The organism is Shewanella decolorationis, assembly GCF_004354305.1.
GTDB classification, from domain to species: Bacteria; Pseudomonadota; Gammaproteobacteria; order Enterobacterales; family Shewanellaceae; genus Shewanella; species Shewanella decolorationis.
The window spans coordinates 2,569,755-2,591,723 of sequence record NZ_CP037898.1 but is presented as its reverse complement, the minus strand read 5'-3'; the positions used below and the strand labels follow the sequence as shown (position 1 = coordinate 2,591,723).

General features: G+C 47.1%; 22 protein-coding genes and 1 other RNA gene. 8 read left to right on the top strand and 15 right to left on the bottom strand.

The genetic code is table 11. The annotated features are described in order from the left end of the window. Positions 1-107: 107 nt before the first annotated feature. An RNA gene (gene rnpB / locus EYR25_RS11775) (RNase P RNA component class A) lies at positions 108-461 on the bottom strand. A 75-nt stretch (positions 462-536) separates the two neighbouring features. After that, positions 537-1,382: a 16S rRNA (cytidine(1402)-2'-O)-methyltransferase gene (gene rsmI / locus EYR25_RS11770; protein WP_023266393.1), complete on the bottom strand. Its 846-nt coding sequence runs from the start codon at positions 1,380-1,382 to the stop codon at positions 537-539. A gap of 88 nt (positions 1,383-1,470) precedes the next feature. On the opposite strand from rsmI, the gene EYR25_RS11765 reads away from it, so the two are divergent. The 4 genes from EYR25_RS11765 to dolP all read left to right on the top strand — a co-directional run bounded on the left by EYR25_RS11765 (position 1,471) and on the right by dolP (position 4,940). Continuing rightward, positions 1,471-3,354: a penicillin-binding protein activator gene (locus tag EYR25_RS11765; RefSeq protein ID WP_133180259.1), complete on the top strand. Its 1,884-nt coding sequence runs from the start codon at positions 1,471-1,473 to the stop codon at positions 3,352-3,354. After that, entirely contained in the window at positions 3,351-3,677 is a 327-nt protein-coding gene (locus EYR25_RS11760) for a YraN family protein (RefSeq protein ID WP_023266395.1), read from the top strand. The genes EYR25_RS11765 and EYR25_RS11760 overlap by 4 nt, the downstream gene beginning before the upstream one ends. Before the next feature lie 106 nt (positions 3,678-3,783). Then, entirely contained in the window at positions 3,784-4,377 is a 594-nt protein-coding gene (locus EYR25_RS11755; protein ID WP_023266396.1) for a phosphoheptose isomerase, read from the top strand. After that, positions 4,374-4,940 carry a division/outer membrane stress-associated lipid-binding lipoprotein gene (gene dolP, locus EYR25_RS11750; RefSeq protein ID WP_133180257.1) on the top strand — a complete coding sequence of 189 codons (567 nt, stop codon included), beginning with the start codon at positions 4,374-4,376 and terminating at the stop codon, positions 4,938-4,940. The genes EYR25_RS11755 and dolP overlap by 4 nt, the downstream gene beginning before the upstream one ends. Before the next feature lie 18 nt (positions 4,941-4,958). On the opposite strand, the gene EYR25_RS11745 is transcribed toward dolP, so the two are convergent. Further along, on the bottom strand, positions 4,959-5,879 hold the full coding sequence (locus tag EYR25_RS11745) for a DMT family transporter (protein ID WP_133180255.1): 921 nt from the start codon (positions 5,877-5,879) through the stop codon (positions 4,959-4,961). A 120-nt stretch (positions 5,880-5,999) separates the two neighbouring features. Here EYR25_RS11745 and EYR25_RS11740 point away from each other — a divergent pair, with 120 nt between their 5' ends. After that, on the top strand, positions 6,000-6,872 hold the full coding sequence (locus EYR25_RS11740) for a LysR substrate-binding domain-containing protein (RefSeq protein WP_089066716.1): 873 nt from the start codon (positions 6,000-6,002) through the stop codon (positions 6,870-6,872). 96 nt (positions 6,873-6,968) lie between these two features. On the opposite strand, the gene trpS is transcribed toward EYR25_RS11740, so the two are convergent. From trpS to rpe, 3 genes are read right to left on the bottom strand one after another with little or no spacing between them, the layout of a single operon-like run. Then, positions 6,969-7,967 (bottom strand): tryptophan--tRNA ligase, encoded by a 999-nt coding sequence (gene trpS, locus EYR25_RS11735; protein ID WP_133180253.1) that lies wholly within the window; start codon positions 7,965-7,967, stop codon positions 6,969-6,971. A gap of 36 nt (positions 7,968-8,003) precedes the next feature. Next, complete coding sequence (locus EYR25_RS11730) at positions 8,004-8,687, bottom strand: phosphoglycolate phosphatase (protein WP_133180251.1); 684 nt, start codon at positions 8,685-8,687, stop codon at positions 8,004-8,006. Continuing rightward, entirely contained in the window at positions 8,687-9,364 is a 678-nt protein-coding gene (gene rpe / locus EYR25_RS11725) for a ribulose-phosphate 3-epimerase (RefSeq protein ID WP_023266401.1), read from the bottom strand. The genes EYR25_RS11730 and rpe overlap by 1 nt, the downstream gene beginning before the upstream one ends. A gap of 262 nt (positions 9,365-9,626) precedes the next feature. Here rpe and EYR25_RS11720 point away from each other — a divergent pair, with 262 nt between their 5' ends. Together EYR25_RS11720 and EYR25_RS11715 are read left to right on the top strand one after the other, a co-directional pair. Beyond that, positions 9,627-9,992 carry a hypothetical protein gene (locus EYR25_RS11720; RefSeq protein ID WP_011624415.1) on the top strand — a complete coding sequence of 122 codons (366 nt, stop codon included), beginning with the start codon at positions 9,627-9,629 and terminating at the stop codon, positions 9,990-9,992. Continuing rightward, on the top strand, positions 9,992-10,177 hold the full coding sequence (locus tag EYR25_RS11715; RefSeq protein WP_011624416.1) for a DUF2970 domain-containing protein: 186 nt from the start codon (positions 9,992-9,994) through the stop codon (positions 10,175-10,177). Before EYR25_RS11720 ends, EYR25_RS11715 begins: the two co-directional genes overlap by 1 nt. A 24-nt stretch (positions 10,178-10,201) precedes the next feature. On the opposite strand, the gene EYR25_RS11710 is transcribed toward EYR25_RS11715, so the two are convergent. The 9 genes from EYR25_RS11710 to EYR25_RS11670 form a co-directional block, all read right to left on the bottom strand. Next, the gene (locus EYR25_RS11710; RefSeq protein ID WP_133180249.1) at positions 10,202-11,041 is read right to left on the bottom strand and encodes a Dam family site-specific DNA-(adenine-N6)-methyltransferase; all 840 of its coding nucleotides are present in this window, start codon (positions 11,039-11,041) and stop codon (positions 10,202-10,204) included. A 48-nt stretch (positions 11,042-11,089) separates the two neighbouring features. Continuing rightward, positions 11,090-12,502, bottom strand: a complete 1,413-nt coding sequence (locus tag EYR25_RS11705; RefSeq protein ID WP_133180247.1) for an AAA family ATPase — start codon at positions 12,500-12,502, stop codon at positions 11,090-11,092. Positions 12,503-12,520: 18 nt separating this feature from the next. Then, positions 12,521-13,600, bottom strand: a complete 1,080-nt coding sequence (aroB, locus tag EYR25_RS11700; protein WP_133180244.1) for a 3-dehydroquinate synthase — start codon at positions 13,598-13,600, stop codon at positions 12,521-12,523. 5 nt (positions 13,601-13,605) lie between these two features. Beyond that, positions 13,606-14,121, bottom strand: coding sequence for a shikimate kinase AroK (gene aroK, locus EYR25_RS11695; protein WP_011624420.1), 516 nt, complete (start codon positions 14,119-14,121; stop codon positions 13,606-13,608). 219 nt (positions 14,122-14,340) lie between these two features. Beyond that, positions 14,341-16,395, bottom strand: coding sequence for a type IV pilus secretin PilQ (locus EYR25_RS11690; protein ID WP_023266405.1), 2,055 nt, complete (start codon positions 16,393-16,395; stop codon positions 14,341-14,343). A 21-nt stretch (positions 16,396-16,416) separates the two neighbouring features. Then, positions 16,417-16,932 (bottom strand): pilus assembly protein PilP, encoded by a 516-nt coding sequence (locus EYR25_RS11685; RefSeq protein ID WP_023266406.1) that lies wholly within the window; start codon positions 16,930-16,932, stop codon positions 16,417-16,419. Continuing rightward, complete coding sequence (locus EYR25_RS11680; protein ID WP_133180242.1) at positions 16,932-17,558, bottom strand: type IV pilus inner membrane component PilO; 627 nt, start codon at positions 17,556-17,558, stop codon at positions 16,932-16,934. The genes EYR25_RS11685 and EYR25_RS11680 overlap by 1 nt, the downstream gene beginning before the upstream one ends. Continuing rightward, complete coding sequence (locus EYR25_RS11675) at positions 17,555-18,139, bottom strand: PilN domain-containing protein (RefSeq protein ID WP_023266408.1); 585 nt, start codon at positions 18,137-18,139, stop codon at positions 17,555-17,557. Before EYR25_RS11675 ends, EYR25_RS11680 begins: the two co-directional genes overlap by 4 nt. Then, positions 18,127-19,206, bottom strand: a complete 1,080-nt coding sequence (locus EYR25_RS11670; protein ID WP_133180240.1) for a pilus assembly protein PilM — start codon at positions 19,204-19,206, stop codon at positions 18,127-18,129. The genes EYR25_RS11675 and EYR25_RS11670 overlap by 13 nt, the downstream gene beginning before the upstream one ends. A gap of 189 nt (positions 19,207-19,395) precedes the next feature. Between EYR25_RS11670 and EYR25_RS11665 the strand changes: the two genes are divergently transcribed. After that, positions 19,396-21,915: a penicillin-binding protein 1A gene (locus EYR25_RS11665; protein WP_133180238.1), complete on the top strand. Its 2,520-nt coding sequence runs from the start codon at positions 19,396-19,398 to the stop codon at positions 21,913-21,915. Positions 21,916-21,969 lie beyond the last annotated feature (54 nt).

Sequence of the window (21,969 nt, the reverse complement as noted above, 5' to 3'; positions counted from 1 at the left end):
GCGAGCACGTGTTTGCCAGAACGAACAAAATCTAATCTCGAAACGTCAACACGCCCTAAATAAAAAGCCCGTTTACCTAATTAGATAAACGGGCTTTTTTACTGAATTTAATGAGTTGGCCGATAAGCCGGGTCCTGTCTTGGACAGTCATTCATCTAGGCCTGCAATCGCTCGCAGGCTCAAGCGACCTACCCGGTTCCAACGCGAGCCACGCCATACGGAACCCTATTTGGTCTTGCTTCGGGTGGAGTTTACCTTGCTACGGACTATTGCTAGCCGCACGGTGCGCTCTTACCGCACCCTTTCACCCTTACCACCTTAGCCGAGGCTATGATGGCGGTCTCCTCTCTGTTGCACTTGTCGTCGGTTCGCACCGCCCAGGCGTTACCTGGCACCCCGCTCTGTGAAGCCCGGACTTTCCTCCCCGCTCTTGCGAGCGCAGCGACTGTCTGGCCAACTCGGCGCGGATTATAGCCTAAGCAATCTGCGCGTACCACTGTTAATCCCGTCAGTGTGTGCCTATCTCAAAGATCCGCTTATAAATCCGACTCTAAACCGAACTTATACAGGGCATTCTTTTTAAGACCGTGAATTTGCGCAGCAATGGCGGCGGCCTTTTTGAGGGGTAATTCTTCACAGAGTAATTTCAGGGTGTTGATGGCGACTGTCGGAATGGCGTCATCATCCTCCGCGGCCCGATGACCATGTACCATCAGCACTATCTCGCCTTTTTGCTGGTTAGGATCGCTGCTGACCGTAGCCAACACCTCAGCCACAGGGCCTGAGAGGAAGGTCTCGAAGGTTTTAGTCACTTCCCGAGCCATCACTACTTGGCGCTCGCCGCCTAACACTTCGACCATGGTCGTCAGACTATGCTCGATGCGGTGCGGTGATTCATAAAAAATCAGCGTGCGAGGGTCTTCCTTGAGCTCGAGCAGCTTATCGGCACGCGCCTTCTCTTTAGAAGGTAAGAAACCTTCGAAGGAGAAACGATCCGACGGTAAACCCGATGCACTTAATGCGGTAATCGCTGCGCAAGGGCCGGGCAATGGGATCACGCTAAAACCCGACTGGCGCACATGAGAAACTAAGTGATAGCCGGGGTCTGAAATCAGTGGTGTGCCCGCATCAGAAATCAGCGCTATCGATTGTCCTGCGGCCAACTGTTCCACAATCCATTGGGCGCGGGCGCGCTCGTTATGGTCGTGCAGTGCGATCGTTTTAGTGGAAATACCAAAATGACTCAATAACTTGCCACTGTGGCGCGTATCTTCACAGGCAATCAATGCGACCTGAGTGAGCACTTCGATAGCACGTGGGCTCATGTCCCCCAAGTTACCAATGGGAGTGGGAACAATGTAGAGTGCGACGCTTTGGTCCATATATACCTCGGTAATGACAGTGCCAAGACTTTCGTCAAGCGCAAGAGAAGGTTAAACTAGAGGCAGCATCTTACCAGAGTGAAGCCCAGTGTTAAAAAGCCTGAATACAACTAAGTTCGTTTCCGTGGCCATTTTATCCGCAGTGTTGGCGGGTTGCGGCAGCCAAGCGCCCAGCTCAACCGGTACTGCCCCCACAGTGGCCACCTCTTTAGCCTCTGCACCATTGGCGCCCAATGTGTATTTAGCACAGGCCGCAAATAGCAAAGATCCGCAGCAGCGCGACACTAACCTGCTGCTGGCGGCGCATGCCTATATCAATGCCAATGACTATGCGGCGGCGCAGAAACTGCTGAAGTCGATGCAGCCAAGTCTGACTCAGACTCCCACTCTGGTGGCCGAGCATAAATACCTGACGGCGCGTGTATTAGAGCATACATCGACCTATGTCGAGGCGCTCAAAACCCTGAGCTATCCAAGCACTTGGGTGTTACCCGGCTGGCAAATGGCCGCATATCATCAATTTAGAGCGCATTTATTCCAGTTGAATAAGCAACCTATCGAGCAAGTGCGCGAGCTGAGTTTATTGACCACCTATTTACCGCCCGCCGAGGCGAGTGAAGTGAATAACCAAATCTGGCAGGTGTTGCAACCGATGCACGAGCAAACCTTGCTATCATTTACTAAAGATGCCAAAAGCCCCGTATTTGCAGGTTGGTTGCAGCTCGCCTATATCGCCAAACATTATGCGGTCGACCCTAATCAACTGGTTCGTTACTTAGGCGACTGGCAAAAGCAGAATCCTTATCATCCCGCGGCGGCGAAATTACCCGCAGATCTAGATAGAGCGCTTAATGCCAAGCCATTTATGCCGAAGAATATCGCCGTCTTGTTGCCACTCACAGGTCAACGCGCCAGCGCGGCCAACGCGATTCGCCAAGGGATTTTAGCCAGCTATTTAGCCAAACCCAATGAGCAGGTTGCGGTTAATTTTTACGATACCGCCAATGATGCCGTCGCCGCATATCAGCAAGCGGTAAACGCAGGTGCCGAGTTTATTATTGGCCCCTTGCTGCCAAATGAAATCGATCAATTACTCTCGCTGAATAACACAAGCCCTTCAACGAGCACGTCAACAGGAACAGCACCCGCTGCGCCTATCGCTCCCACCGCAGCTATCCCGCAGCTGTTTTTAAATCAAACCGATAAGTTTGTGCCCGATATCAATAAGTTTTTCTTTGCGCTGTCACCAGCCCAAGAAGCTGCCGATGCCGCAACGCGCATGTATCAAGATGGCGTGACTATGCCATTGCTGCTCGCCAGCAACGACGCCATTGGTAAACGCATGGCAGAAAGCTTTATCCAAGCTTGGAAAAAGAAAAGCGACACACCTATCGAAGTCTATTACTACGATGGTGGCGATAAGATGAAAACCACAGTGCAGGATGCGCTCGGTGTCCGTGATAGCCAAGAACGTATCGCGCGGATCAAGGAGTTGCTCGGCAATTCGGTACAGGCCGATTTTCGTTCGCGCCAAGATATCGATGCGATTTATATGATCTCGACACCGCAGGATTTAACCTTGCTCAAGGCCTTTATTGATGTGAACTTCAGCGTCTTTACTCAGCCGGTGCCGCTTTACACCTCAAGCCGTAGTCGAGTCGATAACGAATCGAGCCAAACAGCGCAGGATTTAAATAACCTGACCATGAGCGATGCACCTTGGCTGATGCAAAATGGTGAAGAAAACCTGATGGTTAACACACTTTGGTCGGGCTGGAACAACAGCCAGAAACGCTTGTTTGTGATGGGCTATGATGCCATGGATTTGATCAGCAAACTGGCACAAATGCGCTCATTCACAGGTTACCAGTTCAATGGACGTAGCGGCGTGTTATCCGTCAATCCAGACGGCGTGATAAACCGCCAATTAAGCTGGGGACGCTATCAAAGAGGCAGTTTCCGTCAACTATGACACTCGGACAGCAGGCAGAGTCGCTCGCTCAAGGTTACCTCGAACAGCAGGGTTTAACCTTTGTCGAGCGCAATGTCCGCTATCCCTTTGGTGAAATAGACCTCGTCATGCGCCATAAACACCACTGGGTATTTGTTGAAGTAAAATATCGCTCAGCAAATCAATTTGGCGGCGCAATACAAGCACTTAGCAAAGCACAAATCGGCAGGATCCGCATGGCGGCCAGCCACTATTTACAGACGCATAAACTGGATGTGCCGTGCCGATTCGACGTTGTCGCCATCGAGGATGCGCAAATCCACTGGCTAGTCGATGCCTTTTAAACGAGACCTTCGACTCAGCTAATCGAATAATTTTTAACGCTTATGCCTCAACTCCACCGTGGAAATATGGCATCATAGCCACACTTTATCCTGAAAGGATGTATCCATGTTAGAACGCATTAAAGACAGCTTTACTGAATCTATCCAGACCAAAATCGATGCAGCCGAAGCACTGCCAGAATCCATCGCCAAAGCGGCTGAGATGATGGTGCAATGTCTTTTGGGCGGCAATAAAATTCTTGCCTGCGGTAATGGTGGCAGTGCCGGTGATGCTCAGCACTTCTCTGCCGAGCTATTAAACCGCTACGAAATTGAACGTCCACCATTGCCCGCGATTGCGCTGTCAACCGACACCTCGACCATCACTGCGATTGCCAACGACTACAGCTACAATGAGATTTTCTCAAAACAAATCTTAGCCTTAGGTCAACCTGGTGACATTCTGCTGGCGATTTCGACCAGCGGTAACTCAGGCAACGTGATTAAAGCCATGGAAGCCGCCCTGAGCCGCGATATGACTATCGTTGCCTTAACCGGTAAAGACGGTGGCGCGATGGCGGGATTGCTGAGCGTGGGCGACGTGGAAATCCGCGTACCTTCTAACGTGACGGCACGTATTCAAGAAGTGCACTTACTGGTTATCCACTGCCTGTGTGACAATATCGACCGCACGCTCTTCCCGCAGGACGAACAGCAATGAGATATTCTGCCCCACTGTTAATGGTTTGCATGCTGCTGCAAGGTTGCGCCGGTGCCGTTATGGTGGGCGCAGTCAGTGGCGCCATGATGGCCAACGATGAGCGTTCGGTGAAGACCCAGCTCGACGATACCAATACCGATTTTAAGATCACCAGTGCCCTGCTAGAGCATGAAGAACTGAAGAAACAAACGAACATTACGGGTGTTTCGGTTAACGGTAATGTGCTGATGATTGGCCAAGCCCCCAACTCTATGTTGAGGGATAAGGCGATTAAGGTCGTACAAGATCTTAAGCTTGGGGGAAAGATCCACAATCAGATCCGCATCGGTAACCCAACCTCTTTCACCACCCGTAGCAATGACACTTGGGTGACGACGAAAGTGAAGGGACGCATGCTCAACGAGAAAGAGCTGGATGTCACCCGCATTAAGGTCATCACTGAAAACGGTGAAGTCTTCCTACTCGGACTCATTCACCGCTCTCAGGCCGATATGGCCGTCGATATCGCGCGCAACACCGCCGGTGTGCGTAAAGTCGTTAAAGTATTCGAATACATCGAATAACCGATTGAGCCTAAGCCCTTAGGGTTTAGGCTCGCCTTCTACCGCTTCCAGTCCTAACGCTTTTACTTGGATGTTATCCATCTCCTTGGGTGACTTGGCCATCCACATGCCAATCCAAGGTAAAAACAGTGACGGCAACACAATCAATGCGGCGCCCAGCCAACTTAGGCTATCTAACCATTCATCGAATAACAGCCAGCCCAAAAAGACGGTAAATAACAGGCCGGTATATTCGGCAATCGCAATATCGCTCGCCTGCGCGCGGCGATAGGCCAGCACGCAGAACCAGTGATAAATCAGTAAGAAGGCATTACTGAGTAGCGCTACGGCTAGCAATCCCCAGCTCAGCCCCTCAAGTCCTTGAAAGGCCGCGATGATTAAGGTCGCAGGAATACCCAGCAGGTTATACAGCATCAAGGTTAATACTGGATGCTCAGTGTTAGGGACTTTTTTCAGGGTCAACTGATTGACCGCAAAGGTAAATGCCGAAAATAGCACTGCCAATCCAAACCAGTTCATTTCACTCGGTCTGAGGATAATTAAGATCCCGACAAACCCAAGCAATGTGCATACCACTTGCCCTGTGGTGATCCGCTCCTTTAAAAACCAATAGCCCATCAAAATAATCATCAACGGCGCCGAGTAAAATAGGGAGCTAACCGTCGCTAAAGGCAAAGCCATTAGGCCAATAATTAAAAAAAGCGCGCCAACCGAGCCTATGTTGGCACGCCAAAGGTGGACCGGAATATGTTCCGTCTTAGGTCGCTGCGAGTACAACCAAATGGGGAGTAACATCAATACTGAGGTGATTTGTCTCACGAGTAGAAAAGTGGCCGCATTTGCATCTTCTGGCAACCATTTGATCGATACATCGTAAAAAGCACTAAATAGATTACCCACTATCAATAAAATCAGACCGATAACTACAGGGCGCTGCATTTTTTACCATCCACAAATCTCAATGCAGGCATGATAATCCCCACAAAACTTAAGCTGAAATGATGCTTTCTCATACTAGATGAATTAAATTCATACTAAATCTTTTAGGCATTGAAAATCATGAGAAAGCTTCCTCCATTACGCGCACTACAAGTCTTTGAGACCGCCGCTAGACAACAGCATTTTTCCAAGGCTGCCGCCGAACTTTGCATTACCCAAAGCGCGGTTTCACACCAAGTGCGTGTATTAGAGGAATATTTTGGCGAGCAGCTTTTCGACCGTCAGGGACGAAAATTGCAACTCACACCTAAAGGCCAAAGCTTATTTATTGAGTTAGAAAGGATTTTTAATGAGTTAAGCGATCTTAATCTCAAGATCCGCGACACCCCGAACCAACAACTCTGTTTGGCGGTGTACAGCTCTTTTGCGGTGAAATGGTTGATCCCGAGATTAGCGGATTTTAGGCGCCAGTATCCCAGCGTTAAAATTCGCCTCGAGATGATCACTCAAGACCCCGATCTCAGCACCAGCACGGCCGATATCTTTATCGCAGGCAAACTCAATCAACGGGGCTATTGGCAGCAGCTACTGCATAAGGAGCGGCTCATCCCAGTATGTAGCCCGAGTTTTTACCCCAAGTGGCGTGATATTAACTTAAGCAATTTCCAGCAACAGGCACTACTGATTGTGGACGAGGGTCCGCTAGGACTCGATTGGCATAAATGGTCATCGGCCCATCAGATCCCGCTGAATAACGAGCAGCAACATATTTTTAGCCATATCGTAATGGCGATTGAGGCAGCAATTGCGGGCCAAGGCCTTGCCCTCGCCCCGGATTTTATGGTGGCGGGTGATATCAGCACCGGCAGACTGGTTGCGGTTAACCTGCCCGATGTCCATACAGGCTTTGAGTTTAGTTTTATCTGTAAGCAGCGCCGTCTAGCTGAACCCGCGATTGCCGCCTTTTCCTCCTGGCTAAAATCACAGGCCTAAACGCTTAAACAGCCCAATGAATAACAGACATAAAAAAGCCGACCTAAGAATGGGTCGGCTTAATCGAGAGTTATGTAATGCGCTTTTTAGGTCAAATTACACTAACAAACCAATCTTCTCGTACACCTTTTTCAGCGTCACTTCGGCGCGAGCCTGGGCATTTTCGGCGCCCGCTCTCATCACTTGGTCGAGGTAAGCACGGTCGGCACGCAGGGCACGGTAACGCTCTTGCAGCGGCTCTAACATGCCCACGACCGCTTCACCCGCGGCACCTTTTAAGTGACCATACATCTTGCCTTCAAACTCGACTTCGAGGCTGGCAATGCTTTGACCTGTGATACCCGACATTAAGCTCAGCAGGTTAGACACGCCAGGCTTGTTTTCCATATCGAAACGCACGACTGGCGGCTCGTCACTGTCGGTCATGGCTTTTTTCAGCTTTTTCATAACCGCTTTTGGATCTTCAAGCAGGCCAATTACGTTGTTACGGTTATCGTCCGACTTAGACATCTTCTTCAGCGGATCCTGTAGCGACATCACCTTAGCGCCATGCTCAGGGATAAAAGGCTCAGGAATGGTAAACGTCTCGCCGTAAGCGTTGTTAAAGCGAGTCGCGATATCACGTGTTAATTCAAGATGTTGCTTCTGGTCTTGACCGACTGGGATTTCATTCGCTTGATACAGCAGAATATCCGCCGCCATCAACACCGGATAACCAAACAAACCGACGTTAATATTGTTGGCATGCTTTTGTGACTTATCCTTAAACTGCGTCATACGGCTCAATTCACCCATTTGGGTGTAGCAATTTAACGCCCAACCCAACTGGGTGTGCTGTGGCACTTGAGATTGGATAAACACTGTGCTCTTCTTTGGATCGACACCGCAGGCTAAATACAGTGCAAGCGTATCTAAACAGGCTTCACGCAATGCTTGAGGGTCTTGGCGCACAGTAATGGCATGCAAGTCCACCACGCAATATAGGCAGTCGTGGCTATCTTGCATGGCAACCCACTGACGCAATGCACCCATGTAGTTACCTATGGTTAATTCGCCGGACGGCTGTGCACCGCTGAGTACTATGGGTTTGGTCATTACGTCATTGCTCCAAAAAAAGATAAAAAGATTCGATTAAACTGGCTGAGCGAGATTTAGCCAGCGCAGGATCTCGACAAACTGCTCGCATACAGCGTCAGGGCCAGTGAGCCCAATATCTTCACCGTAGTTGTAGCCATAGGTCAAGCCGATTGATGCTACACCCGCCGCTTTCGCCGCTAAAATGTCATTTTTAGAATCGCCCACCATCAACAACTCACTTTTATCGAGTTGCCATTCGGCTAATAGATGCTCGAGCGGTAATGGATCGGGTTTCATCTTCGCCAGCGAATCGCCACCAAGCACTAGGCTAAAGAAGTCATTAATCTTAAAGGCTTCAAGCAAAGGCAAGGTAAAGCGATAAGGCTTATTGGTCACCACCGCCAGCTTAAATCCTGCATCAAACAGGATTTGCAGCACTAGGTGCACATCGGCATAGAGTGCACTGTGCTTCTCAAGGTTTTCTTGATAGTGATGCATAAAGATGGGCATAGCCGCATCCAATGCCGTTTGCTCAACATCTGTGCCTAAAGCGTGGCTCATGGCGCGTCGCATCAGCATTTCAGCGCCATTACCCACCCAAGTTCTCACCTGCGCCTCGGTACACCTTGCTAAACCTAATTCGGCGAGTGCCGCCTGGGTCGCGACCGCAAGATCGGGCACACTGTCAATCAGTGTGCCGTCGAGATCAAAGGCAATCGCTTTAATCTGTTCCCGCATTATTTGGCCTCTACTTTCGCTAACTCAGCGCGCATCTCGTCGACGACGGCTTTATAGTCTGGCTTACCGAAAATGGCAGAGCCGGCGACAAACATATCGGCGCCTGCGGCGGCGATTTCGGCAATATTATCCACTTTAACGCCACCATCGACTTCTAAACGAATATCGAAACCGCTAGCATCGATACGCTCACGCACTTGGCGTAATTTATCTAACGTCGAAGGAATAAAGGATTGGCCGCCAAAACCTGGGTTGACCGACATCAGCAGAATCACATCTAACTTATCCATCACATGGTCAAGATAGTGCAGCGGTGTTGCTGGGTTAAACACTAAACCCGCTTTACAACCCGATTCTTTAATCAACTGCAGAGTGCGGTCGATATGCTCAGATGCTTCGGGATGGAAAGTAATAATAGACGCACCCGCCTTGGCAAAATCAGGCACGATGCGGTCAACAGGCTTAACCATTAAATGCACATCGATATCGGCCGTGATGCCATAGTCGCGTAACGCTTTGCACACCATAGGGCCAATGGTTAAGTTGGGCACATAGTGGTTATCCATCACATCAAAATGTACTACGTCAGCCCCTGCATCTAACACGGCTTTAACGTCATCCCCTAAACGGGCGAAATCGGCGGATAAAATCGATGGAGCAATTAAAAATGGGCGCATAGGACACTCGCTGCAATTGAACAAAAAGTGCCTTATTTTACCCTTAGCTAGGCCATGCCTCTATAGCAAATGCCACATTTATCGCGATTGAAACCCAATAGAAACACAATTGGAGTACTCATAACGTACGGTAAACGCAAGGAGATGCTGAAGCGTTAGAAAGTTTTTAGTGAAGATTGATAAATTATTGTTCATAAACTAAGCGAGTTTGTTATACTCGGGTCGCTAACGTGGATCATTTAGTGGTTTCAAAGGAAGTATCATGAAGGGGCGGTTAACACAGTTTTCACACATTTTAGGCTCGGTGACATTTAAGTCATCGATGATGTTGGCATTTACCGCAGTGGTAGTCGCCTCCTTAGCCTTTGGCGTGGAAAAACTCACCGCAAGTAACGATACGTCAGCCTGCGCTTGCAGCAGCGATACTCGCTACAACAACAGTTTACCTAGCAGCCATCCAAATAACCGCTGTGCCGAACAGGCACAAACCTTAAGCTGGAAGACTTGGCTCACTGGCAAAAATCGCTCTAGCCAGTTCCATTTTGTTGACTTGCTTGAATTACTTCATGGTCATCAAGATAAACCTATCGATGACTTGAAGCCTGCTAATTCACAACAGTCCTATTGATGCTAAGCCGGATCTGGCAAGTCTTTCACAGTACGATAGCCGCCTTCTTTGGGGTGCAGTCAGATAGAAATCGTCAAAAAGACTTCCAGACCAACTCGCCATTACCGTACATCTTGATGGGGATAGTGCTAGCGATAGCCTTAGTCGCCAGCCTGATTCTGCTTGTTAGCCAAGTCGTTGGTTAAGTCACTCGATACTACAACCTAGTATCAATCATCCTGTGGGTCATAATTCTCGTCGTACAACGCAATCAGCTCGTCGACTTTATTGCGACCACTGCCATTTTGGCTAATGTTGCGCTGCACTTGGATCTTGGCAAGGTGGGCACCGCGATACAACTCACGTGTCAGCGGAATATCATGGTTACTGATCACAACAGGAATGCGCTGCTCTAAGGCCATATGCCGTGAATAACGCGCCAGCAGCGCCTGATCATCCAAGCTGAAACCCGCACCAACATAAGTGGTGAAACTCGCGGTGGTCGATAGCGGCGCATAGGGCGGATCGCAATAGATCACATCGCCAGTACGGATTTGCTCGAAGGCTTGTTCATAGCCGATGCACTTAAACTCGGCGCGCTGCGCTTTCTTTGAAAAGGCGAGGATTTCCTTCTCAGGGAAATACGGCTTTTTGTAGGAGCCAAAGGGCACATTAAAGCCACCTTTGCGGTTATAACGGCACAAGCCATTAAAACCATGGCGATTCAAGTACAAAAAATAAACCGAGCGCAAAAAAGGATCGCGGGATTTATTAAAGTCTGTACGCACGCGGTAGTAGGCATCCTTTTGATTCATCTCATCGACGAATAGCTTCTTGGCCGCCGCAATGTATTCGGCAGGCCTTTCTTTCACTATGTTGTAGAGGTTGATCAGATCTTGATTGATGTCGCAGAGTAAATAGCTGGGATAGTCAGTATTTAAAAAGACTGAACCTGCGCCGACAAAGGGCTCAACTAAACGCTCACCAGTTGGTAAGTAGTTCGCGAGCTCATCCACCAATTTAAATTTTCCGCCGGCCCATTTCAGGAAGGCTCTATGTTTTTTGATCATTTAACTTGATGAATGCCGACAAAAATAAAGGCCATGATTGTACTCTGTTTATTCTGAAATTTCATCGCTTGGTAACTTATCTTGTAACTGATAGTCCTTCAATTCTCGCCACTTTCTCACCCAAGGTGAATCAATCCGATATTGTTTAACTAACATGGCCGCCGTCTCATGGGCCAGCTTACTACTATCAAAATGCCCCACTAACACAACCCAACGCCGCTTGTGTTTAGCAACCGAGATATCTTGCGCTCCTTCAACTTGAGCGAGGGCAGCACGCAATGAATCGAGTCGCTCCACACTCGCAATCTGTATGGTATAGCCTTGCGTTGGCTTAACCGATTTCACTTCATCTTTGGGTTTCGGAGCTAATTCAGCCTTTGAATCGACGGGCTTTTGCGGAAGAACTGCAGGTGAGTCTTCAGGGATAACCTTGGATGAAGGCTCCTGCTCCGCTGCGGATTTTAACGTCGTTTCGTTTACAAACGATGTTTCATTTATCCCTTCGTTTGTAGGCTCTTCACCGTGAAACCGAGCCAATGGATCGGCTTGATTAGCGACTTCATCTAATAGAGCCTGTGCTAAGGACGCATCACGTTGCTGAAAATAGGGTGCCAATATCTGTTGACCACGAGCAAGAAACTCTGCGGAGTCTATAGCGGGATAAATAACGACTTCAGCTATTGGCTCATTGGAAAAAGGTTTCGCAAGACCGAGCCAAATAACAAGTGTGATCAATACACTGGCTAGCCCAATCAATGCGACTTTATATTGAATCCAGAGTGACTTTTGCTCGTTTTTGCCGTGCAAAGCGAGCTCCAATAAAGTGACAACCTCTTTAGGAGTCCCCATCTGCTTCTCAAGCTGAGCTCGCACTATATCTCTTGGCGTAAATGGATTTTGGTCACTATATCGCAGCAAGGTCTGATAGAGCGCTTCACGTTCTGGCAGACTTAAGGGTTCCACACTGACAGGCAAAATCTGCCGTCTTGAGGATTCTGGTAATTGTGGTAATAAGTCGGCTAAAAACTCTGGAGGAACCGCTAAGGTCACTGCAATACGATGGCCTGCACATTGCACTTGATTGAGTATGATGCACTCGGCCCACAATTCTTTAGAGAGTAAATGCGCATCATCGATAATGATGTGCAGCGGCTTACTTTGTTTTGGCGCGACACGGAGTATGGTTTCAGCGAGGGAGATTTCGTCATCAAAAATTGGGGATGAGACCAACTGTACTAGGATCTTGCGACGAATTTCAGCATTGTCGGCGTGCATAGGACAGATGACTAACGCAGCATTCGACTCATCAAAATCTGTGGCTAACGCGGTCAGCAGTGTTGTCTTTCCCGAGCCGTGCGCACCCACAAGCACCAGTAGCTGGTCGCTATAGCTGGCTACATGATGCAATCTTTCTACGAGGGCTTCCTGTGAGGGAAGCAAGACTTGGCCCTGAAACGTCACTTATCCACCACACAAGGTTTATGCGCAGCAGATAACCTGTTCTAGGGTAGATTCCGGAACTTGGCTAAAGACATCAGCTCGACCAATGGCCGTCGGGAGCACCAGCCGGATCTGACCACCTAACACTTTCTTATCGCGACGCATATGTTGAATAAAACTGTCGAAATCCATTGATTCCGGCGCTGTTACAGGCAGATCGAAAGCACGCAGCAATTGCACAATACGTCGAACAATTGACTCATCAATCAATCCCATAGACTTAGCTGTTTGTGCAGCAAGGACTGTGCCAGCCGCAACCGCTTCACCATGTAGCCAATTGCCATATCCCATCTCTGCTTCGATCGCATGGCCAAAGGTGTGCCCAAGGTTTAATAACGCGCGCACGCCTTGCTCGGTCTCATCCTGGCTCACGACATCGGCTTTAATCTCACAGCAGCGAGAGATCGCATAGACCAAAGCTTGGGTATCTAAACTTTTCAACGCTTCGACATTGTTCTCAAGCCATTGAAAAAATTCAGCATCCCACATAATGCCATACTTGATTACTTCCGCCATTCCCGCCGCAAATTCACGCGCGGGCAGCGTCTGTAAACACTCGGTATCGATAATAACGATCTGTGGCTGGTAAAAAGCCCCAATCATATTTTTTCCAAGCGGATGATTAACAGCGGTTTTGCCTCCGACAGAAGAATCCACTTGAGATAAAAGCGTTGTAGGAACTTGAATAAAATCGACACCACGTTGGTAACAGGCAGCAGCGAAGCCCGTCATATCACCAATTACCCCGCCACCGAGGGCCACCAGCACCGAATCACGACCATAATTTTGTTGTAATAACGCTGTATAAATTAAATCTAAATGCGTTAAGTCTTTGAACTGTTCGCCATCGGGAAGGATGACGTTAGAGACTTCACCAAACGAAGCCATCGTGTCTTGTACCTGCTTAAGATACAAGGGCGCGACGGTTTCATTGGTGACGATAAGGATACGTTTTTTCAGCAGATAGCGAGACAAGGTCTCGCCATTACTCATCAAACTCTGGCCAATATAAATGGGGTAACTACGTTCACCTAAATTAACCTGAATTTGTTTTGCCATTCTGCCTAGAAACCTAATTTCTCAATGATTTGATTCGCAACAACCTTTGCACTTTGATCGTCGGTCTTAACGATCACATCAGCAATTTCTTCGTACAGAGGGTTACGGATTTCTGCGAGGTTTTCTAACACTTCTCGCGGATCATCTACTTGCAATAACGGGCGACGCTTATCTCTTTGAGTACGCGCAACCTGTTTATCGATTGTGGTTTCAAGGTACACCACAATACCGCGAGCAGATAAATGATTACGGATATCTTTGCTCTGAACTGAACCACCACCAGTGGCAAGGACAATACCCTGTTTTTCAGACAGATCAGCAATAACCTGAGCCTCACGACGACGGAAACCTTCTTCGCCTTCGACGTCAAACACCCAAGCAATATCGGCGCCTGTGCGTTGCTCAATCTCTTGATCTGAATCGTGGAATTCTAAATGCAGCATTTGCGCCAGATGGCGACCAATTGTGCTTTTACCTGCGCCCATTGGGCCTACCAGAAAAATATTACGTTTTTCAGCCATTTCTTGTACGTCTGAATCTTAATGAAAAGTATGCCTATATCGACTCACGATCAAGCCGACCTACTGTATGTTACCTTGCTCTTATGAGACTTGACCGAGGATTATCTCAGTTTCATGTCTAGTCTGGCAAGTGATGCACGCTATTTATGATAAGAATTGTATTGCAGATACAACAAAGCCAGCAAGGTGTGCTGGCTTTATTCGACCCATAACAAATGGTTAGAGTTTTTCGTTCACTATTTTAGGTGTCACGAAAATCAACAGCTCTTGGCGTTCATTCTTATCGGTAGTATTGCGGAATAAGAAGCCAACTAAAGGAATGTCGCCAAGGATAGGCACCTTGCTTACGCGGCTTATCAAGTTCTGTTGATAGATACCACCAAGCACAATGGTTTCCCCATTATCCACTAACACTTGCGTACCAATACGTTGAGTATCGATAGCCACTGCCGGACCTGTGGGGGTGTCCACCGTTTTACCCTGAGAGTCTTGAGTGATTTCAAGATCCAGAATCACGCGGTTATCAGGCGTAATTTGTGGTGTCACTCTTAATGACAATACCGCCTTCTTAAAGGTCACCGACGTCGCCCCGCTGGAAGTGGACTGAACATAAGGGATTTCCACACCCTGCTCAATATACGCAGCTTTTTGGTTAGAGGTAGTAATGCGAGGGCTAGCGATAATCTCACCTTTATTTTCTTGCTCAAGCGCACTCAACTCTAAATCTAAGATAGTGCCATCGGCAAGCTTTGCCACATGGAAGGCAATACTGGTTGGGTTAGTGACCGCCGCAGGCAAATTCACGTTCAAACGGTTATCTAGTGATGGAACCACACCATTGGCAATGCTTCCAGCCCCCTCAAGTGAGCCAGACGTCCCTTTACTCCCCTGTTGATCAGTCACGCCCCAACGGATACCTAAATCTTCAGACACATCGTCTTTTACTGTGACCATACGAGATTCAATCAGCACTTGGCGGATAGGAATATCGAGCACCTCAACCAAACGATGGATATTCTCGATGATTTCAGCAGTATCTTTTACGAGTACAGTGTTGGTACGTTCATCAACGGCGACTGAACCACGAGGAGACAATAAACTGGAATCGGCACCTTTCAATAACTCTGCAATGTCAGTTGCTTTAGCATAGTTAATCTGTAGATACTCAGAATACAGAGGCGCAAGCTCTTTAACCTCTTGTTTATTCTTAAGGTTTTGACTTTCACGAATCGCCAATTCTTCACTTGGCGCCACCATCAAAATATTACCTTCAATGCGCTTATCCAGTCCTTTGGTTTGCAAAATCAAATCCAAAGCTTGATCCCAAGGCACATCATCCAGTCTTAAGGTGATATCGCCTTCAACCGTATCACTGGTAACTAAGTTGAAATTGTTATAATCAGCAATAATTTGCAGCACTGTTCGCACTGAAATATTTTGGAAGTTTAATGAAAGGGTTTTACCGTTATATTTTTTGACTTCCTTCGTCGCAACAGCACGTTCAGCTTTATTAATAGATAACCTAAACAGATTATCTTCCTGCTTATAGTTAAATTCATAATTACCCGATACATCCACTAAAATTCGAGTGGTCAAATCATCTTTAAAGGTTTCAAAGTTTTTAACGGGTGTTGAAAAATCCTGTACATCCATCACATATAGCAAGTCGTTATTGATATCAGTGTTGTACAACTGAACCTCAAGCTTAGCGCCAACTTGTTCAACGTTTGCTGCAACAGAACGGTTATTGAGATAGACAAGTAAATCGCCACCGCCGTTTGCATTACGGCGAAAATCAATATTCTTTACACTATTAACAAAAGGATTATTACTCGCTTGAGAACTCACCACATCATCATTAATGGTTAAACGATAAGAGTTACCAGTCACGCTACCTTGATAAGGTTTCACTTTGGATAAACCCAAAGTCACCATCAGATGAGAGTCTTGCTGCGTAGTAGTAATCTCATTAACACCGACTTGGTTAATCGGTAATTTGTCTTTTGATAAACCAGAAATACTATCATCAAAAGTTAATACCAATTCAGCAGGAGCAGCATTAGAGTCGATTTTGGGTGCAGAAATGGCATCCTCAAACACTAACTCTACTTCCAATTGGTGATCGACCAAGGCATGGTACTTAACATCGATTAATCTGTTTGCCGCAAAGCTTGATGGCAAAAATCCAAATATTAATGCGATCCCAATAACAGACTTAGCTAAGCCTGAAGATAAAAATGCTCTTGGGATTTTTATCGCGGCAGAAGATTTCATTATTCCCTCATCCTTCGCTTGTTATTTTCCAGAAAGTTCGATGTTGTTTGTTCGCTCTGACCAACAACCCGAACCATCAGGAATTAATTCTACAACTTCCACGTTTTGTGGAGTCACTTTCGCAATGCGTCCATTAAACAGCCCTAAATACTCACCAACCCCCATCCGATATACACTGCCATCGTTCGTTTCAATAAGGGCCCAAGTTGAATTGGCTTCACTTAGGGTACCGCGCATTTTTAGGTTATCTAAAGCATAGGTTTCTAGGCGCCCTTTACGACGTTTTAAATCAGGTTGTAAGCAGTTTTTACTGGTATCAACCACCTCCTCCGTTAACTCCCGTGACGGAGGAACAAAGGGGCTACGCATCAATTCTGCTTGATAAGCAAAATGCTCAAATTTTGGAGGCTCTTTCAAAGGTGGAATATGAGCCACGTGCTGTGCTTTCGTTGTAGTAACAAATAGCTCCAAATCACTTCGATCGCCAACGCAACCCCATAAAAAAAGGCTCATAAACAATAGAGGTAATGCTTTCATTATTTACCTCCTTTCTTTTTATTTGGGTTTTCAGGCGGTAATTCAGCACCTTCTTTAAAGCGGTATGTTTTAGCCAGAATGTCCATAGCCAAATTACCAGCCTCATCCCGCTTAATAGTGAAATCATGCAAGCTGACAATACGGGGTAACTTAGCAACACCGCTAACCATATTGCCGAGCTGATGATAATCACCTGTCACTGACATCTTAATAGGGAACTCAATATAGAAATCCCGCTGAATCTCTGGCTCCCAATTTAGACTTTTAATTCGCAAACCAGCATCAGTGGCAACGAAGGTTAGGTCATCAAGCAGTCCGGGCATCTCATTCTCAGAGGGCAGCATCTTAAGCAATTCAGCAAATTGCCCTTCCATTATCGCTAATTGCTCACGATACAGTTTTAGGTTTGCTGCTAACTGATACTTGTTCTTAAAATCATCCCTTAGCTGTAACTCTTTGTTTTGTTCGTTGTTGAAAACATCAATCGCATCCGACAATACAACAAAATAACCTGCGGCAAATACGCACAACGCAAGCAAAACAGCAAAAAAAACTTTTACCTGATTGGGCCAGCTACCGATATTCTCGAAATCGATATCATTGAATTGACTGAGATCGAGCTTCATTTACTAGCTCCTTTTGCCTGTTTCGCAGGCTCTTCAGCGATAGCGCCTTTTATACTCACTCTTAAGCTAAAGCGCTGCAGCTGCCTTAATTCGTCATCTTGAGTTACGATCGATTGCATGTTGGGATCTGTTAGCCACTCGGATGCTTTAACCTTACGCATCATATTCGCAACGTTATTATTCGATTCACTGCGGCCTTCGATCAGTAATAAACTACCCTTCTTCTCTAGGCTAGATAGATAGATGCCGGGAGGCACAACACGAACCAACTCATCTAATACATGTGTCGGCAAATTACGCGATTGCTGAAGATTTAAAATAATCTCAGTTCGTCGTTCAATGTCCTTTTTGCGCTCAGTGATTTTTTTAATCTCTGCGATTTGGGTTTCGAGTTGTTGGATCTCAGATTGCAAATAGGCATTTCTGTCTCTTTGCTCATCTGTCATTATTTCCAGTAGAGAAAGAGCGACATAAACTAAAATCGCAGAGCCTAAAAATACAAGAGCGAGTATGCCAATGTAATCACGCTTTTGTTTTTCTCTTGCTTCTTCACGCCAAGGAAGCAGGTTTATGTTCGCCATTGACCGTAGCTCCTCAGCGCTAAGCCACACGCAACCATATATTTACTAATGCTAGGTTGCAGTATATTTTTAACCGACTCTTCCGCGTGTAAACATCCCTGAAAAGGATCGGCAATGATAGTGTGAACACCTAATTCATTCGTGAGTAAATTTGCCATCCCTTCAAGCTTAGATGTCCCACCACATAAAATGAGATAATCCACTTTATCCTTACCACTCGAAGTGCAGTAAATTTGTAATGTCCGCTTAATCTGCTGCAATAACTGGGTTTGGAAGGGAGATAACACTTCAAACATATAATTACGCGGTAAATCACCCTCTATTTTGGCCTTTTCGGCTTGCTCATATGACATTCCATAAAAAGAGAGAATTGACTGAGTGAATAGCTCGCCACCGAAAGCCTGTTCGCGGATAAAAGTCGTTTCTCCAGACTCGACAACACAGAACGTTGTCATATTGGCACCAATATCAACCATAGCGACGACTTTCTGCCGAGCGCCTTCGGGTAACTGACCGAGAACTAATTCCACAGATCGACCTAAAGCGTAACCTTCGACATCAACCACTTTGGTCTCTAACTCAACTTCATCAAGGGCATCGACTCGTGTATCAATATTATCGGTACGGCAAGCACTAAGGAGCACATCCACTTTAGATGGGTCAGTACTGTTGACATTTAAAGTTTCGAAATCAATGCTGACTTCATCAAGGGAATAAGGGATTAGGTTATCGGCTTCAATCTCAATCTGCGCTTCCATTTCCTCTTCGCTCAGCGAAGCATCCATGTAGATAACTTTTGTCATCACCGCTGAGCCAGAAACAGCAACTGCTGCATATTTAACCGACTTAGGCAAAGATCGTTTAATTTGTCTTAAACATTCAACAACGGCATCGGCATCACGAATATCATGATCGTTAATAGCCCCCTTTTTTACGGGAACCGCTGCGTGACTTAATATTTTGTATCCATCAGCAGTCTTACTCAGCAAAATGGCCTTAACTTCATGGGAACCTATATCAATTCCAACCATCTGCGGAGCCTGACGCTTCCATAAATTTGAAAGCATAATCCGTTGTCACTTTATTATTTATATTGCAGTAAGAGAGATTAGCACAAAATCAACCCGTTATACGTATTTGTATAGAATGTTTCAAGATTTTACAAACGCTATTTTAGGGACATCACGTTTTTGCTTCACCCAAACGTGCGCGCCTTATATACTGTCGCACTTAACTGAACATTAGGATCAATTTAGGTGAAGTGGTTAAAACGTATTGTTATAGCTCTATTCAGTCTAGCCCTTTTGGGCGTGGGCGCCATTGTTGCAGCATACTTTTATGTTTTGCCGGATCTGCCGGATGTTTCGACACTAAAAAATGTGCAATTACAGACACCTTTGCGCATTTACAGTAGCGATGGCAAACTCATCTCTCAGTTTGGTGAGAAGCGTCGCATTCCGCTCAAGTTAGAAGAAGTCCCCAAACCGCTGCTGCAAGCCTTCCTCGCCACCGAAGATGCGCGTTTTTATGAGCATGGCGGTATCGATCCTGTTGGGGTGATCCGTGCGGCGATTGTCATGCTGACCACGGGTGAAAAAAAGCAAGGTGCAAGTACTATCACCATGCAGGTGGCGCGCAACTTCTTCCTAACCCGCGACAAAACCATTATTCGTAAAGTGAAGGAAATTTTTATTTCCTACCACATAGAGCAGTTGTTAACTAAAGATGAGATTTTAGAGCTCTACGTTAACCGTATTTATTTGGGTCAGAGAGCCTATGGTGTTGGCGCTGCCGCTCAAGTGTATTTTGGTAAAAACGTCCAAGATCTGACGCTTTCCGAAATGAGCATGATCGCTGGTTTGCCTAAGGCGCCGTCAACTCTTAACCCTATTACCTCGCCCTCACGCGCACTGGCTCGCCGCAACGTGGTATTGATGCGGATGAACGAAGTAGGTTACATCAGCAAGGCTGAATACCAAGCTGCTGTGCAAGAGCCTCTCGTCGCCAAATATCATGGCGCTGAAATCGATCTGTACGCTCCTTATATCTCTGAAATGGCTCGAGATTATATGGTGCAAAAATACGGCGAAGAGGAAGCCTATACCAATGGCTATAACGTCTACACTACGATTTCATCGGAACAACAACTGCTAGCCCAGCAAGCATTACGCAATAACGTCTACGCCTACGATGAGCGCCATGGTTACCGTGGTCCTGCGGCCGTTCTCTGGACCGACACTAAGCCGGATAACGCGCAAATTAAGGCTGAGCTCGCAAAAATTACGCCTGTACAAGAATTGCAACCCGCGGCGGTATTAAGCATCGATGGTCAGCAAGCCAGCGTGTTAACTGCCAAGGGCGAAACTAAAGTCATTAAATGGGATGGCCTAAAATGGGCACGCAAATTTATTACCGATAAACGCCAAGGTGCTGTACCTAAATCTGCTTCAGATATGCTGACCGTTGGTGAACGTATTTGGATCCGTGACAATGGTCAGTACTTACAATTATCGCAAGTGCCTGAAGTGGCAAGTGCCACTGTGGCACTCGATCCTACAAATGGTGCAATCCGTACCTTAGTAGGTGGCTACAGCTTCAGCCAAAGCCAGTACAACCGCGTGACCCAAGCGAAACGTCAATTAGGTTCGAATATTAAACCTTTCATCTACGCTGCTGCATTAGAAAAAGGCTTTACGCTCGCGACCCTAATTAACAATGCGCCAATTAACAAACCCGATATTAGCCAAGGTACTGCGTGGCGTCCTAAAAACTCGCCCGATATCTATGGCGGTCCGACCCGCCTGCGTGTGGGCTTAGCACAATCGATCAACGTAATGTCGGTTCGCGCCATGCGCCATATTGGTTTAGATGCGGCTATCGCCGAATTGACTAAGTTTGGCTTTGACCCTAACGACCTACCTCGTAACGAGTCATTAGCCTTAGGTTCTCCTTCGGTAACACCGCTTCAAGTGGTAACGGCTTTTAACGTCTTTGCCAATGGAGGCTTCTTAGTCGAGCCTTTCTATATCGAGCGGGTAGAAGACTCCTTCGGTAACGTGATTGAAAAAGCCAATCCAACCTTAGCCTGTAAGCCTAGCAACAGCTCAATGCAGCCTAGCAGCGTTCCAATGAACTTTGGTGAGCCAACAACTCCAACTGATGAGCCTGTCGCTCATTGCTTTGAGCAAACGGGCCGTTATGCTCCACAAATTATCTCTGAACAAACGGCATTCCTGATCACCGAAGCGCTCAAGAGCGTGATCTGGGGTGGCGGCGATTGGAGTAAAGGCACTGGCTGGCAAGGTACAGCGTGGCGTGCGGCGCAGTTAATCAAACGTCATGATATCGCTGGTAAAACGGGTACAACCAACGAATCGCGCGATACCTGGTTCAGTGGTTTTGGCCCGACACTGACCAGCACCTTCTGGGTAGGCTTTGACGACCATGGTCGTCAGTTAGGCAGAACCGCATGGAACTCTAACGGCGAGAAAGATCAGATCACGGGTACCGAGGCAGGCGCTAAGACCGCAGGCCCGGGCTGGAACGAGTTTATGAATAACGTGCTGAAGGGCGTACCTGAAACCACAGCGATTCCGCCAGAGGGGATTGTCTCGGTACGGATCGATCTGGCGACCGGCAAGCTAACTCGTAAGACAGATTATACCAGCGCATTTGAATACTTTATCTCGGGCACTGAACCTAAGGAATACATCAGTGAAAGCCAAGATGAAAACAACCTATTCATTGATGCGCCGACAGACGATTTATTCCAATAGGCCTCTGTAACAGAAACAAAAAACGCGACCCTAGAGTCGCGTTTTTTATTACCC

What these genes read in the sequence shown, in the direction of transcription:
- rsmI (WP_023266393.1), bottom strand. Translation starts at nt 1,382, where the DNA reads ATGGACCAAAGCGTCGCACTCTACATTGTTCCCACTCCCATTGGTAAC.
- EYR25_RS11760 (WP_023266395.1), top strand. Translation starts at nt 3,351, where the DNA reads ATGACACTCGGACAGCAGGCAGAGTCGCTCGCTCAAGGTTACCTCGAA.
- EYR25_RS11755 (WP_023266396.1), top strand. Translation starts at nt 3,784, where the DNA reads ATGTTAGAACGCATTAAAGACAGCTTTACTGAATCTATCCAGACCAAA.
- dolP (WP_133180257.1), top strand. Translation starts at nt 4,374, where the DNA reads ATGAGATATTCTGCCCCACTGTTAATGGTTTGCATGCTGCTGCAAGGT.
- EYR25_RS11745 (WP_133180255.1), bottom strand. Translation starts at nt 5,879, where the DNA reads ATGCAGCGCCCTGTAGTTATCGGTCTGATTTTATTGATAGTGGGTAAT.
- EYR25_RS11740 (WP_089066716.1), top strand. Translation starts at nt 6,000, where the DNA reads ATGAGAAAGCTTCCTCCATTACGCGCACTACAAGTCTTTGAGACCGCC.
- trpS (WP_133180253.1), bottom strand. Translation starts at nt 7,967, where the DNA reads ATGACCAAACCCATAGTACTCAGCGGTGCACAGCCGTCCGGCGAATTA.
- EYR25_RS11730 (WP_133180251.1), bottom strand. Translation starts at nt 8,687, where the DNA reads ATGCGGGAACAGATTAAAGCGATTGCCTTTGATCTCGACGGCACACTG.
- rpe (WP_023266401.1), bottom strand. Translation starts at nt 9,364, where the DNA reads ATGCGCCCATTTTTAATTGCTCCATCGATTTTATCCGCCGATTTCGCC.
- EYR25_RS11720 (WP_011624415.1), top strand. Translation starts at nt 9,627, where the DNA reads ATGAAGGGGCGGTTAACACAGTTTTCACACATTTTAGGCTCGGTGACA.
- EYR25_RS11715 (WP_011624416.1), top strand. Translation starts at nt 9,992, where the DNA reads ATGCTAAGCCGGATCTGGCAAGTCTTTCACAGTACGATAGCCGCCTTC.
- EYR25_RS11710 (WP_133180249.1), bottom strand. Translation starts at nt 11,041, where the DNA reads ATGATCAAAAAACATAGAGCCTTCCTGAAATGGGCCGGCGGAAAATTT.
- aroB (WP_133180244.1), bottom strand. Translation starts at nt 13,600, where the DNA reads ATGGCAAAACAAATTCAGGTTAATTTAGGTGAACGTAGTTACCCCATT.
- aroK (WP_011624420.1), bottom strand. Translation starts at nt 14,121, where the DNA reads ATGGCTGAAAAACGTAATATTTTTCTGGTAGGCCCAATGGGCGCAGGT.
- EYR25_RS11690 (WP_023266405.1), bottom strand. Translation starts at nt 16,395, where the DNA reads ATGAAATCTTCTGCCGCGATAAAAATCCCAAGAGCATTTTTATCTTCA.
- EYR25_RS11685 (WP_023266406.1), bottom strand. Translation starts at nt 16,932, where the DNA reads ATGAAAGCATTACCTCTATTGTTTATGAGCCTTTTTTTATGGGGTTGC.
- EYR25_RS11680 (WP_133180242.1), bottom strand. Translation starts at nt 17,558, where the DNA reads ATGAAGCTCGATCTCAGTCAATTCAATGATATCGATTTCGAGAATATC.
- EYR25_RS11675 (WP_023266408.1), bottom strand. Translation starts at nt 18,139, where the DNA reads ATGGCGAACATAAACCTGCTTCCTTGGCGTGAAGAAGCAAGAGAAAAA.
- EYR25_RS11670 (WP_133180240.1), bottom strand. Translation starts at nt 19,206, where the DNA reads ATGCTTTCAAATTTATGGAAGCGTCAGGCTCCGCAGATGGTTGGAATT.